The 17,283-nt window shown below is 32.4% G+C and carries 12 protein-coding genes; all 12 read right to left on the minus strand.

Features of this window, described 5'->3' with window-relative positions:
• Window positions 1-44 precede the first annotated feature (44 nt).
• On the minus strand, window positions 45-11,117 hold the full coding sequence (locus G9F71_RS08250) for a phage tail tape measure protein (RefSeq protein WP_164948774.1): 11,073 nt from the start codon (window positions 11,115-11,117) through the stop codon (window positions 45-47).
• A 142-nt stretch (window positions 11,118-11,259) separates the two neighbouring features.
• Window positions 11,260-11,670: a hypothetical protein gene (locus G9F71_RS08255; protein ID WP_164948775.1), complete on the minus strand. Its 411-nt coding sequence runs from the start codon at window positions 11,668-11,670 to the stop codon at window positions 11,260-11,262.
• A gap of 140 nt (window positions 11,671-11,810) precedes the next feature.
• Window positions 11,811-12,065 (minus strand): hypothetical protein, encoded by a 255-nt coding sequence (locus tag G9F71_RS08260; RefSeq protein WP_164948776.1) that lies wholly within the window; start codon window positions 12,063-12,065, stop codon window positions 11,811-11,813.
• 41 nt (window positions 12,066-12,106) lie between these two features.
• Complete coding sequence (locus G9F71_RS08265; RefSeq protein ID WP_164948777.1) at window positions 12,107-12,412, minus strand: hypothetical protein; 306 nt, start codon at window positions 12,410-12,412, stop codon at window positions 12,107-12,109.
• Window positions 12,413-12,481: 69 nt separating this feature from the next.
• The gene (locus G9F71_RS08270; RefSeq protein WP_164948778.1) at window positions 12,482-13,252 is read right to left on the minus strand and encodes a hypothetical protein; all 771 of its coding nucleotides are present in this window, start codon (window positions 13,250-13,252) and stop codon (window positions 12,482-12,484) included.
• 75 nt (window positions 13,253-13,327) lie between these two features.
• A complete protein-coding gene (locus G9F71_RS08275; RefSeq protein WP_164948779.1) occupies window positions 13,328-13,798 on the minus strand; it encodes a hypothetical protein in 471 nt (156 codons plus the stop codon).
• A 13-nt stretch (window positions 13,799-13,811) separates the two neighbouring features.
• Complete coding sequence (locus G9F71_RS08280; protein ID WP_164948780.1) at window positions 13,812-14,402, minus strand: hypothetical protein; 591 nt, start codon at window positions 14,400-14,402, stop codon at window positions 13,812-13,814.
• A complete protein-coding gene (locus G9F71_RS08285; RefSeq protein WP_164948781.1) occupies window positions 14,402-15,040 on the minus strand; it encodes a hypothetical protein in 639 nt (212 codons plus the stop codon). Before G9F71_RS08285 ends, G9F71_RS08280 begins: the two co-directional genes overlap by 1 nt.
• A 2-nt stretch (window positions 15,041-15,042) precedes the next feature.
• Window positions 15,043-15,282 carry a hypothetical protein gene (locus tag G9F71_RS08290; RefSeq protein ID WP_164948782.1) on the minus strand — a complete coding sequence of 80 codons (240 nt, stop codon included), beginning with the start codon at window positions 15,280-15,282 and terminating at the stop codon, window positions 15,043-15,045.
• Between the two features lie 2 nt (window positions 15,283-15,284).
• Entirely contained in the window at window positions 15,285-15,692 is a 408-nt protein-coding gene (locus G9F71_RS08295) for a hypothetical protein (RefSeq protein ID WP_164948783.1), read from the minus strand.
• Window positions 15,693-15,706: 14 nt separating this feature from the next.
• Entirely contained in the window at window positions 15,707-16,216 is a 510-nt protein-coding gene (locus tag G9F71_RS08300; RefSeq protein ID WP_164948784.1) for a hypothetical protein, read from the minus strand.
• Window positions 16,217-16,271: 55 nt separating this feature from the next.
• The gene (locus tag G9F71_RS08305; protein ID WP_164948785.1) at window positions 16,272-17,249 is read right to left on the minus strand and encodes a hypothetical protein; all 978 of its coding nucleotides are present in this window, start codon (window positions 17,247-17,249) and stop codon (window positions 16,272-16,274) included.
• Window positions 17,250-17,283 lie beyond the last annotated feature (34 nt).

Consider the following 17,283-nt stretch of genomic DNA (forward strand, 5'->3'; position numbering starts at 1 on the left):
TACCAATTTTAAATCACCGCCTTATTAGAAAAGCGTTCAAAAGGCTATAAAGCCTCTCGAACGCTCATATTGTTGATATTTTGAACTGTAACCTCTGGTAATGTATCAAACATAGTAATTAAATCAGCTATGTCTGTTAATGCGTTTGGAACTGACAATTCTTTTATTGTGTAATGGTTTATAACTTGTGGAGGTTGATTGTTACTATTGTTATTCACCCCATTAGTATTTATCTTATCCACAACTTCTTTGATTGAGTTAGATAAATTGTTCGGTAGGTGGATAGGTGGTAGTACATAGTTTGGTAAGACATCTTTTGTACTAAGTCTAGGGGTATCAATAGTTTTTAAGGCACTTGGCATATAATTTTTTAAAGCTAATAAATTAGAGCTAGTATTCAGTAATTCTTTGGTTTGTAGTGGATTATTAATTATTTCATCGCTATGTAAAACAGCCATAGCTCCATCATCAATATTACTTGGTGTCATTCCTCCTGTGATTAGACTAGCTGTATTAGCATCTACGTAAGCTTGATCTATTAATGTATAACTTGGGTCAATGTTAGCATTATCTGACCTAAGATGATACATTATACTTCCATCTGTAGTCATAAATGCAGAGGACAGACTATTAACATTGTTATTGATAGCTAATGCACTTTCTAATTGTTCTTTGGTAGCTTTCTTCCTAAAGTTTATAGAATTTATATAATCTTGAGTTACTAATACATAGTTAGGATTTACATCTGTATCCGTTTTAAGATGATACATCAGGCCACCATCTGTACTGTCTACATATGCAGTAGAATTATTACTGCTATTGTTATTCCAAGCTAAAGCTCCTTCTAATTGAGACTGTGACAATGAGTGACTTCCAGTATTTTCTGCTGGATTATTATTGTTAGGTTTTTCTTCAACTTCACTTATCTTCTTAGCTGAATCTGTATTTAACTTGTCAACAGCACTTTGTAGAGTAGTAACGGCATCTTGAATTGCTTTTGCAGAATTAGTTATAGCTTCTGACAATTTACTACTTAAACTCACCATATTTGTAGTAAAGACGGTATAAGAGTTTACTATATCATTCATATTATTGTCAAAATCTGTTCCACTCATTTTGAATTTGGCATTCAAAGCATCCAGCGCTCTTTGAAAATCAGTTTGACTCTTATATTGTCCATTCTGTGCTTTGTCAAGAATCTTTTGTAATTCAGTTAAATAATCATTCTTGGTTGATAAATCATCTTGCTGTTTCTTTAACTCTTGGTCTCTTTCCCAAGTTATCATATCGACTTGTTTTTGTTTTAAATCTTCATTTAAACTATCAATCTTGTCTTGGTCAGCAACATACTCCCAGTCATAAGAACCATCTGATTTTTGAGTTAATTGTTGGATAATCTTTTGGCTCTTAGCATTTTCAATTTGCTGTTCAATTTTGATGATTTCTAGTTTTTTCTGAAATCTTTCATAATCAACACGAGTTAATTTATCTTGCTTCTCCAATAAGTTTAGCTGAATCAATTGTGCATTTAATTGAACTTTTGCTGTTTCAGATACAGAATTACGAATATCGGAATTTAATGAAGTTCTAAGTTTATCAATAGCTAATGCTTTTTCTTCACCTTCAATATACATCCCTTGATATTTTGCTTTAGCGTCTAATTTTTCTTTCTCAGTTTCAGAAGTAGAACCGTCGAATATTTTACTTTCAATATTTTTATAAGCTTTATAAAAATTAGTTTTTAATAATTCTTTCTGTTGGTTCTGCATTTGCATTATAGAATCTTCTGTAGTATTATTTACTTCTTTTAATTTATCATTGTAAACATTCCATTGCTCGGAACCAACTTTAACATTATCTCTTAATTTCATAATTTGTTGTGACTCTTTAATAGATAAGTCGTGTTTTTTAAGGGAATTATCATATAGCGATTGTTGTAAAGATGTAATACTACTATAATCAGTTTGATTCCAGTCTTTAATAAATGTCAGTTTCTTTTGTAAATCTTCTGATGTCTCATCAACAAGTTTTAAAGCTTTGTCCATCTCTGATATTCTTCTATTAATTTTATCTAAAGCTTGTTGATGCTGGTCATCTGCATTTTTTACAATATCAATTTCATTTTGCATTTGATTAGTCACAAGTAATTCTTTTGCTTTTCGTGCTGTATCTTTTTCGCTTAATGTTGAGGTGGAAGAATTTAAAATATCCTCTTGTGCTTTTACTTTCGCATATAAAATTAATCTTTGAAATTCCAATGCGTCTGAAATTTCTTTTGTATATTTCATTAATTTGTCTTTGTCGGCTTCTGTATCAATACTCCCTACTAAACTTATTTTATCTTGCACATTTTTATTCATTTCACTAAAATAATCATTGTAAGATTGGATTTGTGCTTCGATATTAGAATTGATTTCTACAGTTACATCAACTTTCTTACTCTTAATTTCATCCATTTCTGCATGTAATTCAATTAATCTAAGTTTTTGTTCATCTGTTAATGTTCCTGCTATTTTAATATTCTCTAGGTTTAGTAATTCAGGGTTTATTTTAGTTTCTTCATCTACCAATGTTTTAATTTGACTATTAAGATTAGTAAAAATATTTGATAATCCTTGGTAATTAGTTTCCATTTCGTTTTCCGTGTCAATTTTACCCATTACTTTAATGCTATCGGTAATATCTTTAATTTTTAAATCCGCATTTGTTAACATTGAATCAATTCTATTTTTACCTAAATCTTTGAGAGCTTTCTCAGTTCTTTCTATAATTTTATACTGTGCATCAATTTCTTTAGTAATTTTATCATAGATTTCCTTGTTATTGGAATTTTCATCTCTTTGAGTTTTTAAGGATTCAATGTTTTTTAGGGCAATTAATGCTTGTGTTGATTGTAAATCTATTGATTGCTTATATAATTCATTGGAATCTTTTGCTAGTGATACTTTTTCTTTTAGAACATCTCTTTGCTTAGTTAAGGTATTTAAAACTGTTGTTTCTTGAGATATTGAATTTGAATTTGATGAATTAGAGGCTACATCGTCATTAAATACATGACGAATTGGAGAATTAGACGATTCTTCTCTATCTCGTTGACTCTTTTGATAATCTGAATTTGTTCCTTTTCCTGAATTATAAGCATCACTCATTCCATTGCTTGAACTATGATCTAAATCGCCTAAAGATATTTTACCATTGGAATTTGCAACTGTTTCATTATAATTCTTACTGTCTTTGTCAAATACTGAATCTTTTAATATTGTTCCCTTTTGATTATTTTCTTTGACTTCAATTACATCATAACCTTCTTTAGTTCTATAACTGTTTCCATACTCCATGCCAGTTCCATTTGCATAGTGACGTATATCTCCAATTCCTTTTGCAAAATGATTAGTAATCCCACCTTGACGTAATATTTTTTCAGTTTCCTCATGCGGAATTACTTTAGTGCCTTTTGGTAAATGTTGTAATGTCCATCCTTTTTCACCTATAATCTTAGTTTCGCCACTCGGTAATACTGCTAATTCTCTACTACTACCATTACTGTCTTTTTTACCATCTCCTACTACAGCAGGTTCATCTTCCGTAGTACCATTAGTTCCATTTTCAAAGTGCTCAACAATTTTACCACCCTTGACTATTTCTCCAGTAATTTCAGTCAACATTTTTGGGTCTGATAGTTGAGATTGAGTATAATATTTATCTCCTATTTGAGCACCTTTAAATATTCCATTTACGGAAGTTGGGTCAGAGGATGAGCCTGCTAGTGCTGTTCCTGTATGTCCAGTTTGTGTCATACTACTACCTATAGTGCTTTTAAGTCCATCAATGCTACTATTTATAGAATTTAACAAATTACTTATAGCGTTTGTGCTTTCATTAATCTGAGAAGTAACATCTTGAACACTCATGTCAATTGTATCCATACTATTTATGCTAGTTTTTAAAGTGTCATCAATAATTCCCACAGTTTCGTTAGTTTGTGATATTGTTGAATCAATTGATTCTTCAACAGTTTGAGTATTGTCGAAAGCAGTATTAATTAAATTACCCATATTTTTATCACCCATAGATAATTTCATGTCTATTTGAGATACCACATTATCAATTTGTTGCTCAGGTTTATTCAGTTTTGTAATAAGGGTATCTACTTTCATATTGGCAATTTGCTTATTTAGATCAATTTGTGCTTGTGCAGTAGATATTAATTTGCCTTTTACAGATTCAAGGTTAGTCTTCCATTTATCATAAGCTTCTTGTTTTGGCATCTCCATTGTAGTTAATTTCTTAGCTTCTACCATTAATGAAGTCATCTGTTGTTTATTATTCATTAATGCCTGAGTAGATAAATTAACTCTAGTAGCCATATTAGAATTTTCAGTTGCTTTAATTAGGAAATTATATCTCTCTAAATCTAAATTAAGTTTATAAAGTTGATTCTCAAATGGTTTTAGAATTATGTCCATTTTCAAAGACTCTAAACTAGCAATACTTTCTTTTAAAGTCTGAATCATATCTACAATTTTTGATTTAGCAGTGTCTAATTTGTTTTGGTCTTCTTCAGAACCAGTATTATGAGATTTGATTTCGTCTGATAATTTTCTGTAAGAATCTGTTAATATGTCAAGCTGAGAACTAAGTGCAGTCATTTTCTGTACTTTTAAGCCTGTCTTAGCTGCCATATCGTTGTTATTTAACATCTTCTCAGCGTTGTCAATGTCTTTAATTTTTATCTCTATTGGCTTCAAAGATCTTTCTTCTTCTTTCCCAATAGAGTCTATTCTAATAGCTTTCATACTTTCTTCGTCTGCAATTAATTTAACTTCTACATCAATTTGCTTATTCCCTAATTCTTTTAATCTATCTGTTATTGATTTAACCCTGATTTGACCTTCTGTAGTTGTCTTATTTATAGTTTTTAACTCTTCGTTATATTTGTTAGTTTCAGCAGTTATGTCGCGTAGTTCACTAAGATTTATTACTTTTTTAGTTTGCATGAAATCTAATTGTTTTTGTCTTTCTTCTGGGTTATCAATTATTCCAAGGAGTGAGATAGAATCATCAACTTTTTTAGCATCGTCTTGAAATTTAACTAATAGCTTGTCATTTTCTTCAAATGCTGTAGTATAAGTTTCTTTAATTTTATCTCTTATTTCATTGTAGATTCCTAGGTATTGTACATTCAAATCAGCTAATTGACTTTTCATGCCTGTTGTGGTTCGTTCGTCGAAACCGCCTTTTTTTATAGAAGTATTTAACAATTCTTGTTTTTGGGTAATTACGATATACTTATTTCTCATTGCGTCTAACTCATCTTTTTTTGCAGTTATATACTCTTTACTTCCTATTTCAAACTGCTTAGATTTAGCTTCGTTGAGGGTAGTATATTGCTCGTAATTCTTAATTGCGTCGTCTTTTTCTCCAAGTTCATTATTAATTTTTTCTATTTTTAATTTGTCGATTTCTTGTTTTATATCTATTAGTCTATCTTTAAATCCTTCAACTTTAGATAGTAACGAATCTGCTCCTGAGTCTAAATTAGATTCGCCTGTGGCTGACATTATTTGAGACTTACCTCCAGTAAAACCTCCACCTCCAAATTCTTTCCAAAAATCTGTTACGCCACCTAACCAATCTTTATTAAAGCCTGCATCATTGTCTGCTCCTACTTCACAATATATATTTTGTATTGCAGACGGTGTAACAGCACCTCCTTTAATATATGTGCTTCCTGCTAGTAGTTTAGCCATAGCATTTATTCCTGCTTCTATAGAAGAGAATGACATTTGTACATTGGAAGTTTTCATCATTCCACCGACATTATTTTTTTCACGTGAACCGGCATTAGTCCCTCTACCGGTTTCATGCATGGTGATTGCAGATAGGAAAGCTGGATCTATTCCATATTGTTTACCTGCACTAATATAGTCAGCACCATGTCCGGCAAGTGTGCCTTGTAGCTTAGCGTTAAGTTGTGATGCGGTTACTCCTGAATTTACTCTAACATCTGAGTTTGAACCACTAATAGAGCCCGAGGAACCACTTGCTTTAGCATTATTTGCTTTTACATTTGCTCTATTTGCTACATTTGCAAGGTTTTCTAAGGATTTGGCATTTGCAGTATTAGTGACAATATACTTTCCAGTTACTGACTCTTCTTGTTTTAGTAATGCTATTTTTGCTTCTATCCCTTTTCGATATTTTGCAGAATGTTCTTCCATTTTGCCCATGCTAATATCTTGTTGTTTTAGTTGATTGTTAAGGGATTTGAGAACTATCTCCTGGTCTTTAATTGCGTTATTCGCTTCTTTTGTGGCTTGAGTTAATCGCTTCTGTTCGGCAATTGCTTGTTTTTCTGCTTCTGTTAACTCTTTTGTAGCAGATGTATCTTTCTTAACACCCAATGTGTTGTCATTCAATACACTTGTTAATCCCTTAATTTTATCTTGAATTAATCCATATGCATTTATGGCATCTATATCTGATTGCTTTTTCTTTGTACTTTCCGCATTATCAACCGGGCCTTGTACACCTTCAGGTAATGAATAAATCTCAATCTTACTAGCTTCTAATTTAGCACTTGCTACGTCTTTAATTGCTGTTATTAAGACACCATAAGATTTTAGTTGACTTGCTACCCCATTAAGGGTATTCAATGCGTTCGTTTTCTCTGATTCCATTGTGGTCTTCATTGCGTCAATACTAGCTTGACGTACATCTTTTAATGCGGATACCTGTATAGTATAAGCCCCTGCACTTCCTTCTACTTTATCTGTAAGCTGTGGATATTTTAGTATCAAATCTGACATTTCTTCTGTACTCAAGGTATTTCCTTTAGACATTTCTGATATTACTGAATTTAGATTCCCAACAGAGGTTTGAGTTTCTTTAAATGCATCATCTAAGTCTTTCATTTTTATTTTAAATGCTTCTGAACTGAAACTAGCTGTAGATGCTATTTCACCAGCTTTAGCCATATTATTTATTACTTCTGTCAATATTTTATTGAACAACTCATATTCTGCCGTTGGCATTGAGGACTTTTGCCCTTTAAATAAAGACTCTATAGCAGATTTTTGTTTGGCTATTTCTTCAGGAGTATGACTTGCTTTCTTATTGAATTCTTCTACTGATGCAGAGAATTTCTTAAACACATCTTCTTTCCCTAACTCTACTAGAGAGTTTGAATAGTTTATGATTTTATCTTTGTTAACGTCCTTCGATTCTCCCATTTTGTCAAAAGCGTTAATTACTTCTGTTGCAACTTTACCTGTGATTCCAGCAGCAAGAACTCCATCCTCAGCTAGTTTTTTAAACCATGCAGAATAGACAGAGACAATTTCTTTTGATTTAGTCATGCTATTATAAGCTTCATCCCTTGTTTTATTAGCTTCTTCTAGTACAAAAGTATTTATGTTTGTAAGATCTTGTTTTAAAAGTTCACCTTTAGCTCCCATTTGAGCAATATACTCTGCTTTCTTAATAGCATATGCTTTGTCGTAAGCTTCTCCTACTCCTTTAGCTACTTGTGAGGCATTATCGTAGATGCTCTTTTGACTTAAGGCATTGTTCTTTGACTTATCATAGTTTCCAACTGCGTCTTTAATAGATTTTTTTGTAGATGCTTTATCTAATTCTGCGTTATTTTTCTTCATAGCTTCTGTCTGAGCATCTATAGATAATGTTTGGTCTTTTATTATTGAAGAAGAGTCTGGCAATAACTTGTTTAACTCTTTTACGACTTCACCATATCGTTTTGTTTCTTCAGCAGTAAGACTAGTCTTTTTAGCTAACTCTGCGTGCTCATTTATTAAACCATCTATCGAACTAGTTTTATTATTTATAGAATCTAATGCCGATTGCATGTCTTGAACTGCATTTTTTTGAGCTTGAACATGTTTAACTATTGCAGTAATTGCAAATGTTATAACAAGAACTCCTGCTAACATTGCTGCTTTCATAGCCCAAGCGCCAATTGTTACAGCCTTCTGAGAAGCATTAAGAGCTTCGTTTGAAGCAGTTTGACCTGCTGTACTTGCAGTAGATACATTTAAACTCGAGCTCGTTTGAGCTATCACTAGATTGTATTGTTCTTGTGTAATAATTTTTTCTTTTAATAAAATATCTGCTTGTGCTTGTGTCATAGTTCCGGCATTAACTTGACTTTGCAATCCTGCTTCGTAAACTGAACGTCGTCTTAAGGCTAAATTATATTCTTCTGATGTTATTATGCCTGACGCTTGTTGCGCTTGTAATTCTTTTTCTGTAAACATGCGTTGTAATAGTTCAGCTTTTCTCCCTTGTTCAGATAAAGTTCCTGCTGTAACTTGTGAAGTAAGACTAGCTTCTAATGCTATTCCACTTGTAAGACTAGCTTGGAGCCCAGTTTGAGCAGCACTAAGGACATTTGTGCTCGTAGAAGCTAATCCTAGTTTTGTTCCGACCACTTGTAATATTCCAGCAGATTCTGTTGCTGTTATGCTTCCAGAAGCAACCTGAGCAGCTAAACTTGCAGACGCTGCTTGATAAGCTTTTGCCGCAGTTGTAGATTTACTATATCCTCCTACAAGAGCAGAAAAACTGTTAATCCCTGTTTTATCTAATATCTGAGTAAAATTTAACCCGGTAACTATTTTATTTAAAGAAGAAAGTGATTTAACTGCAACTCCAACTTCAAGTAATGTAAATAAGAATTTTTTCATTCCTGGATCTGCTTTAGCAAGAGCTTGAGTAATTGAGGTAGTTCCATCAACTATACCCTTTAATGATGTCATGAGACCTGCTTCGCCAATACTTAGGTAAAGTTCTTTAATAGAAGATTTGAAAACTTCTAATTGCTTTGCGTAAGTGTTCATAGCTTTTTCGTTTTCTTTTGCACTATATCCTACGGAGTCAGCACTTTCTTTAGCTATTGCGTCTATTTGATCCCAACCTTTTGCTAATACCGAGATGTCATTTTTTCTCCAGGCGCCGCCAATCGAGTCAAGTATATCATTTGAAGACTTTGTACCTTCTCCAAAATTATCTAATGCTGAATTTACACCTGTCATTATCTCTTTAAAGCTATTAAAATGCTCGGCATCTTTCATTATTGAAATACCATAACTCTCCAATACCTTTATTGTCTCAGGTCTTAAAAGTCTTGTTTCCATTGTCTTGATAGCATTACCTACCTCAGAACCACTTTTTTGCGTAGCTTCACCGATGACAACAGTTATAGCGTTCAAGTTATTGAGGTCGATTCCTAGTGCTTTTGAGCTACTTCCAGCCCTCTGCATTGCCTCAGCCATGTCATTTGACTTTACAGCATATTTATCACCTAGTTTATTCCAACCATCGATAATCTTTTCTGAATCTTGAAAGCTCATCCCTAATTGCTTGACAGCACTTACCAAGTACCCAGTCATTTCTGTCGCAGATGTTATCTCCGTAGTATTTAATCCTAGCATTACGCTCTTAGACATACCTGTTAAATCTGATTTATTGTTTACTCCGGCACGAGCCAGTTCAGTCATCGCATTTTGTACCTCTTTGAGAGGTTGACCAAACTCCTTAGAATACGCTACTGCTTGTTTCCCATATGCTTTTAGGTCGTTATTCGTAACATTATCTAGGGTTCTTGATAAGTCCATTAACGATTGTTCGTAATTCGTATTAGTAGTGATTAGCTCTTTTATGCTATTTCTGAGAATATAAATATTCGCAGCGGCAAAACTATATGCGGCAGAAATTTTTACACGATCCATAAGCCCGTTAGAATAGTCCCCTGACCCCATAGCTAATTGCTTCTCTCCGCTAATCTTTGAAAGTTGAGTACTCATTTTTGAATATTCTTGGCTATTTGCTTTCTCTTGAGTATATAGTTTTAATGCCGACAATGATTGTCTCTCATTTGCAGCTATAATTTTAGCAGTGGCGTCTTGTCTAGCTTTAACTTCTTGGTCAATAGCAGTTTGAACTCTTTTAGCTTCATCGGTGTATTTTTTAGCTTGAGTGGTTGCTTGGTTACGTGCATTTCCCTCTAATCCAAGTCCTGAAACTAAAGCAGTTGTTCTACTTGCAAGAGCATTCAAATCGGATATTCTAGCTTTCTCTGATGAGTTTAAAGTTAAGTATGACTGATTAATGCCATCCAATTGAGATTTATATCCTGCATTATATTGAGTAGTGTTTTTACCACTATTCTTATTTTGAGCTTCATTTTTTCTATTTTCTGCTGCAACCTGTGTATTTATCTCTGCTGTGTATCTTGCTTGCATCCCAGTTAATTTATTTACATCTGTAGTATTGAGTGCGTATTTTTTTCTAACATCTTCTAGCATGGTGCTTAATATTTTTAAGTTAGAAACAGAAGTGGCATTCTCTCTTTTCATTTCATTGTACATAGTCTGAACAGTAGCTATCTCATTTTTAGGAACAATATCTTGAGTAGTTGTCGATTTAGGATTACTCAAAGTATTTATTTTATTTGTAAATTTAGCTTGTTCAGTCCACAAAGCCTTAGCTTCGGCAGCAGTAAGTTTGTAGGATTGTTGTATTTTCGTTAATTCTGATTTTAATGTTTTTATTCCATTTATACTTAAAGTGTTAGTTGCTTCCATTTTTTTATATTCTGTGCTAACTTTTGCAATAGAATCAGCATAGGCAAGTGTTCTTTCTTTTGCTGAGTTATCAATCACGGTAGCAGAACTATGTTTTTCTGTCCCATCTGCTAATATCTTTTTAACCTTTTCTATTGCTTTTCCATTTTCATTTATTGCATTTGTTTTTTCTTTCCAAACCCTTAATTCACTAGTGCCGTCTTCATTCTTAAACTCTTTCTTGTATTCTGTGACCTTCTGAATAACAGTACCATAGGATACTCCTAAGTCCTTTAAGGCCTTCTCCATCTGTTTAAAAATAGCTGTGTCGAATGACTTACCAGAGGCATCTTTTAATTTTTTAAATTCACCCTCAAGTTGGCGCAGAATTGCAATAGACTCTTTCCCACTGTTTACATCTACAGCATTTACCTTTATTTCAGTTAGCCCCTTAAGTATTGTATTGGCTTGGGTTACATCTTTACGTAAAGTATCTAAGTTTAAGGACAATTGTCCTATTAATTTTTTGTTATCCATTATTATCTACTCCTTTCGATTTTAAAATAAAAAAGAGTAGATAAATTCTACTCTTAGACTGTAACATTATTGTTTAATTGTTAAATTTATTTTTGAACATAGAAAAAGAACGAATTATAAAAATCCGTTCTATCAAATAACTTTATTTATATAAATCTAAGAGCACCTGAATGTCTTCTTTTAACTTAGATTTAGTTTTTTCAGTAGGCTCATCATATTCAAGTATAAAATCCCCAAAAACCTTAGATGACTTACTTAATAGTAGCCTCTCTGTCTCATTTAAATTTGTTGAAGTTTTGTTATTTTCTAAACTTGACTTGAGAAATACATTCAAATCAGACTCTTCTAATTTATCTTTTTTATTAAACAACTCAACATATTTTATAATTGTTTCATTAAAATTTTCAGCATATTTTTCACTAACTTTACTCTTGTACTCATCCTTTAACTCTGCATTCTTAGATATTTTTAAAGTCTTACTATTGTTGCCACAACCAAACATCATAACTGATAACAACATAACCCCTATAATAATTATTATTTTCTTTCTCATGTATTGTAGCCTCCTAAATGTTAACATTACATTTATTATACAATACATGAGAAAAATAACAATAAACAATATATAAAATAAATATTTTATGAGATACGGTTAAAAAAAATAGGAAGAAACGAAGGTTTAAATCGTACTCCCTATTTTTGACCCATAAATTGCAATGCCATTTCCTTCGTCATTCTCTGTTTTTTATTTTGTTGCTTTTCAGAATGATTAAATGGATTCGCCGAATTCACTATTTCTCCAGCATCTTGGGCATAACTATTCCCCAACACATTAACAATTCCATCAAAATTTAATTTTATTGCTAATTCTTTTATACATTTTTTATATTCTGGATATTCAAATTCATTTAAATTCCAAGGAAGAATTCCGCAATGGACTGTAAGCATAGAACACCCTCTATCGAGAGTAATGCCTTCCTCTCCATTGCTTACTCGTTTTTTACTTCTACTTCATCCTCAATTTCATTTAATCTTTTTGTAATTTCTATGATTTTTTTCATCGTTGGAGCATCTAAATTATCATATATTTCTTCATCAATTTCTTCCTTGTCGAGCACTGCTTTAAGCAACCCTAAGATTAATTCCTCGGCATCCATAAATGTTAATAATTTTGCAAAACCATATTTTTTAACAGTCATATAATTTGCGTAAAAGCCCTGTTTCATGTATTTTATTTTTACTGGCTTTAGTAAAAAAGGTTTTTCATTAATCAATATTTCATTTTCATTTTCCAATTCCTTCACTCCTCGTATTTAAAATTTATTAGGAGAGATATGTTCTCTCCTAATATTATTGTTAAATTGTTACGCTACAACTATTGGGATTATATTAAAATCCCATGCCTTTTTATCCGATCTTTTTGGATCTAAAGTTGAGAAATTTATATCAAATGCAGATGCTGATTTATAAGAACCACCAATCTTTGAACTTTGATTAATCTTAGCTTTGAATAAGGTTAATTGCCCACTAGCCCAAATCGCTGATTCCACTTCCTCAGATTCATATATAGGCCACGTTAGTATAACTTCTCCACTTCCTGGAACGTCGGTTGTTTTTACTGACAATCCAGCAACAGTAGCTGCTGTCAATATTTTATAAGAAGGTTTCATTTCTGTACCTGTAGTAACATCTGTGAAGAATTGTACAGTTGATGTGTTAGAAGCAATTGTAACCTTAAATTGACCTGTAGCAACCACAGTGGTAACTTCTGTAAAACCGTTAATTCTTACACTACCTACGATAACTGCTTCTGGAATTGTTATTGAATTTGTAGCATCAACAGCAAATACATCTCCATATTTACTAAATTCCTTAGCACCAATAGTAACAGTTCCACCGCTGGTCATTTCCATTTGATTTAATGAAAATTCAGCATTTGTAATTTTTACATCAATCTTAGTCGACTTTGGTATTTCTGCAAGAGCAAGAAAGCCTTGGCCACCAGTAATTGATATGTTGTCTCCTGAAAATGATACTTCCCCTGATGTAGATTTGTCAATTATTAGGTCTTTTTTCTTTGTTTTGATTAATGCATTAGGTGTATCAATTATAAATCCTAGTTGATCTTTTGCCATAATATATAATTCCTTCTTTCATTTATATGTACAAAGTACAATGCCCTTTGTCATGGCAATATTATTGTTTAATTGTTAACTATAAACTCTTTTGTAAGAAAACTGAATTATATGCCGACAGAACCCAACGGTACTACATGTTAATTCATGCCTTGCTTCTAACATCATTTTTCTATCATTTATTTTTTTGTTATGGAAAAGCTTAATAATCCTATCTACAATTTGATTCGATCTACGTTCAAATCCCGATATATTTTTTCTATCTAAATTACTTGTACCAATTGCATTAGGAACAAAAACTTCAATTGCTAACATATCTTCTTTTACATATGGATTATTAGTGGGCGATTGAGGATTACTTGAGATTACTACACGACAAATTGGTGCTGTGGTAATAATTCCTTGTGTAACTCCTTCACAAAAATATTTATCAATCATCAATGTGTTTTTTTGTTCTGCAATTGGTATTAGCATTAAATCTCTTAGTTCTTTAGAATTCATTAAAACCTTCATAAAACTTCCATAATCGGTAGCAACTCCACCCATTTCAATCACCTCCTTAACTTACGATTAAATAGTTACTAAAATCTATCCTAGCAATTGCTCTTTCTATACCTTTATCGAAATATGTCTGTGCCATAATAGCAGAATTTCCAAATATGTTTGTCCAATATAAAGAACCTCGTTCTTCTAAGAATGGCAATGGCTCTCTATTTTCTGCATTACTTTGCTTCCAACTGTTTGAGTCAGGATCATAAATTTCTTCTCCTGGTAATGAATATATACTCATTCCATTTCTGCTGGAGTGATACCATTCAGATGATAGATACTCTTGTATCCAAGGGTTGTCAGTTGTATCAGCTTTTGATCCTGTCCCAAATTCCACAGCCATAGCTTTATATAAACTTGGGTCTGATTGGTCAAGTACGCCGATTTCTCTCATTAGTTGGCCACTTACGGCAACTGCTCTCCATCTCAAAGCATCTATGACATCCAACTTCCATTGTTCAAAAGATGGATTACTTGATGAAGACTGAGAGATTTCACCAATCATAAATTCAACTAGTACCTTGGCCACTAAGTCCATTTCAACATTAAGCTGTTTAATTACATCATTAATTAGTCTTTTTTCGTCAAATTGGATTTTCATTACGCGGAAATCACCTTCTCAGCATTAAAAGTCAACATTCCGTATAGCTCCGATATATCGATTTGAGAATTGTCTAAGCTAATAATTTGATAAGTTTGTTTTAACCAAGTAAATTTATCACCTATTGCAATATTCTTTGTCGAATCATTATATTGACAAGAAATTACCAACTGGTCGCTTGGCACAATTCCAACGTTCCCCGTACTACTCTTAAACTGAAAACTATTAAATAAAGTAGAGCAATATAAATCCTCAGCAATATTTACATCACCTTCAGGAGTTATAATATTTCCATTATCATCTTGAACCATCATTTGGTATCTAGTAACGGTTAACTTTGTATTACAAGTAGTTGTAGTAAACTCATAACATTTAGGAAATTCATTCTCTTTCAACTGAGTTATTAGCATTGTTTCGTTTTTGTATTGTAAATAATCTCCCATTTTTAAATTGGAAGTTAACTCTGCAAAGACCACTTCATCAGAAGATGTTGAATTATTTTTTGTTCTATAATTAACTTTGTCCAGTCTGACTTTGACTTTGTTAAGTGGATCAAAATTAATAATAGAATCAGTTCCTAAAGCTAAAAGTGAATCACTAAAATCCCTTTGCATATTAGGTGGAATATAAAATCTCACTTTTATATCACATCCTCTTCTGCGAAAGTCATATTCTGAGGTAATCTCTTCAAATGACCTGCTAAACTTAAAACATCTTTTCTTAAAACTTCATGGCCAATCAAATCTAATTTATAATCTTCCATTGAATATAGAAGGCTCATTGTTCTACTTGCTAAATAATCAAAGTAGTTTTGAAAATCATAAGATTCTTCTTTTACAATGTCCATATCTCTATCTCTCGTTGTAATATTTACTTTCATAGCTACACCGCCTTATGAGTGAATTTAAAGGCTAGTTTTGCAAGTCTTAGTTCAAGAGAAGCTATAGTTCCTTGTAAATTCTTAAAAGGAGTATTAGCACCAGTTATAGAAAGTGCATTCGTACTATATCCAATTATTGCGTTTACATCATCTTTTATTTGCTCTCTAAAAGCAATTTCTGCACAAGTGCATGCATATTCCTGTTCTGTTAAAGTTAATGTTCTCACCAGAGTATTATTAACTTTATCATAATCAATTAGAAAGTTATCTTCTATTCCTTCATCAATATAAAGTCGTTTAACTCCTTGTAATGTAAATGATGCATAATCAGAATCCACCATTGGAATAGGTGTTACTTGAAACTTAATGTTACCTGTTAATTCCTCTTGAATATCAATTAAGGAGGTCATAGGATCACTCTCCCTTATTCTGCTGATTTTTCGTCTGATTTTGCTTCTGCTGTTTTCTTAGGTTTAGTAACTTTCACTTTCACTTCTTCGATTTCTTCAACTGGAGTAATGTCCTCTAAATCAATTTTCTTTCCAACTATTTCTTCGATAACTTTTAATCTTAAAACACTTAAATCACTTCTTTTAGCTACAGCTATAATCTTAGCAATAGCGAATAGTTCTGTAACACCTGATAATTTTTCTTTTATTTGTGCAGCAGACAATTTAAATATTTCTTCAATCTCTAAATCTGTCAATATGTTAGGGTTCTTTTCAGCATAATTCAACGATATATTTATTTCTGAATCATCAATTACAAGTTCCCCGGAACTGAATAAATCATAGTTAGAATCTAATTCCTTAATTTCTTCCTCATTTAAATAAATAAAAGAGTTGGGTTTAACTTGTCTATGCTTATTCCATTTTTGACATAATAAACCTACATTGTACTGATTGTTATTTAATACTTTTATACTTTCTTTCATAAATATCCTTATCTCCTTCTTAATTAAAATAAAGAGGGATTTCTCCCTCTAGTTATTATTGTGCTCTGTAAACTCCCATGTAGTGTTCTGCTCCTACAACCTTGAAACCTGCTATCATTCCCATCATTAGGTCGTAATCTCCAGTATAAAAGTCTTCTTGCTCTCTCATATAAACTTGACCTTCAAATTGAGCTTTAAGACTTCTTTGAGAAGCGTCTCCACCAGAAAGAATATACATAAGATCTTTTCTTAATTGGGTATTGGTTAAACTGCCTCTTAGTAAAGGATTTACTAGTCTAACAACATTTGCAGTATTGAATGTCCCAATAAAACCATTAGCATTATGTTCAAGAGCTAGTGCTTCTGGTAATTTACCATTCCAACCAGCAATATTATCAAGTAAGGTTAATTTTGAAATATCTCCAAGTAAATAAGGCTGTCCAAAAGTTCCGAAAGTGTTGATCTGATTCTTTAAAAGAGTTTGGTCGATGCCTACAGCAGTTTCGTAATTAGGACTTGCCATTACTGAGAAAGCACTAAATAAAACTGTTTCCATTTCCTTTGTAAGTGCTTGATCTATTTTTTCTGCTGACAGTAAAGCAATTCTGTCGAAGTTTATTCTTCCTGAAGCCATGTCCATAAAGGAAATTGAAGGTCTAGTAGTTATGTGTTTAGTGTCCATACCAACATATTTCTTAGTTAGTGTTCCTCTGTCTCCAGCTACACCCTTAGCAGTCCACTCAGCTGAAGTTAAGTCAACTTCAATCTCAAACTGTTGTTTAACGTTTATCCCGGTTCTTGCAACATCAGCAAAAGTTTCAAGATAATTAGTTTTACCTCTTACTATTTGGTTTGTTACAGTAGTTGTTATCTCTGCAAGTTCTGTTCTGATTCCTTTATCTTTTGTTTCGATGAATTTTGCAGACAGGTCTTTCATCACACCACGAGCTTCTGCTAATTCTGGGGATTTAGAATCTACCTCTCCTTTAGCTTGTGCAATAAATACGTCTACTTCTTTATAGATATTTGCCATTTTTATATTCCTCCTGTTTTATAATATTATTGTT

Source organism: Clostridium sp. FP2, from assembly GCF_011065955.2.
Classification (GTDB): domain Bacteria; phylum Bacillota; class Clostridia; order Clostridiales; family Clostridiaceae; genus Clostridium_AD; species Clostridium_AD tagluense.

Bases quoted from the DNA above. Each gene is read 5' to 3' on its own strand.
- G9F71_RS08250 (WP_164948774.1), bottom strand. From the start codon at position 11,117: ATGGATAACAAAAAATTAATAGGACAATTGTCCTTAAACTTAGATACT.
- G9F71_RS08255 (WP_164948775.1), bottom strand. From the start codon at position 11,670: ATGAGAAAGAAAATAATAATTATTATAGGGGTTATGTTGTTATCAGTT.
- G9F71_RS08260 (WP_164948776.1), bottom strand. From the start codon at position 12,065: ATGCTTACAGTCCATTGCGGAATTCTTCCTTGGAATTTAAATGAATTT.
- G9F71_RS08270 (WP_164948778.1), bottom strand. From the start codon at position 13,252: ATGGCAAAAGATCAACTAGGATTTATAATTGATACACCTAATGCATTA.
- G9F71_RS08275 (WP_164948779.1), bottom strand. From the start codon at position 13,798: ATGGGTGGAGTTGCTACCGATTATGGAAGTTTTATGAAGGTTTTAATG.
- G9F71_RS08280 (WP_164948780.1), bottom strand. From the start codon at position 14,402: ATGAAAATCCAATTTGACGAAAAAAGACTAATTAATGATGTAATTAAA.
- G9F71_RS08290 (WP_164948782.1), bottom strand. From the start codon at position 15,282: ATGAAAGTAAATATTACAACGAGAGATAGAGATATGGACATTGTAAAA.
- G9F71_RS08295 (WP_164948783.1), bottom strand. From the start codon at position 15,692: ATGACCTCCTTAATTGATATTCAAGAGGAATTAACAGGTAACATTAAG.
- G9F71_RS08300 (WP_164948784.1), bottom strand. From the start codon at position 16,216: ATGAAAGAAAGTATAAAAGTATTAAATAACAATCAGTACAATGTAGGT.
- G9F71_RS08305 (WP_164948785.1), bottom strand. From the start codon at position 17,249: ATGGCAAATATCTATAAAGAAGTAGACGTATTTATTGCACAAGCTAAA.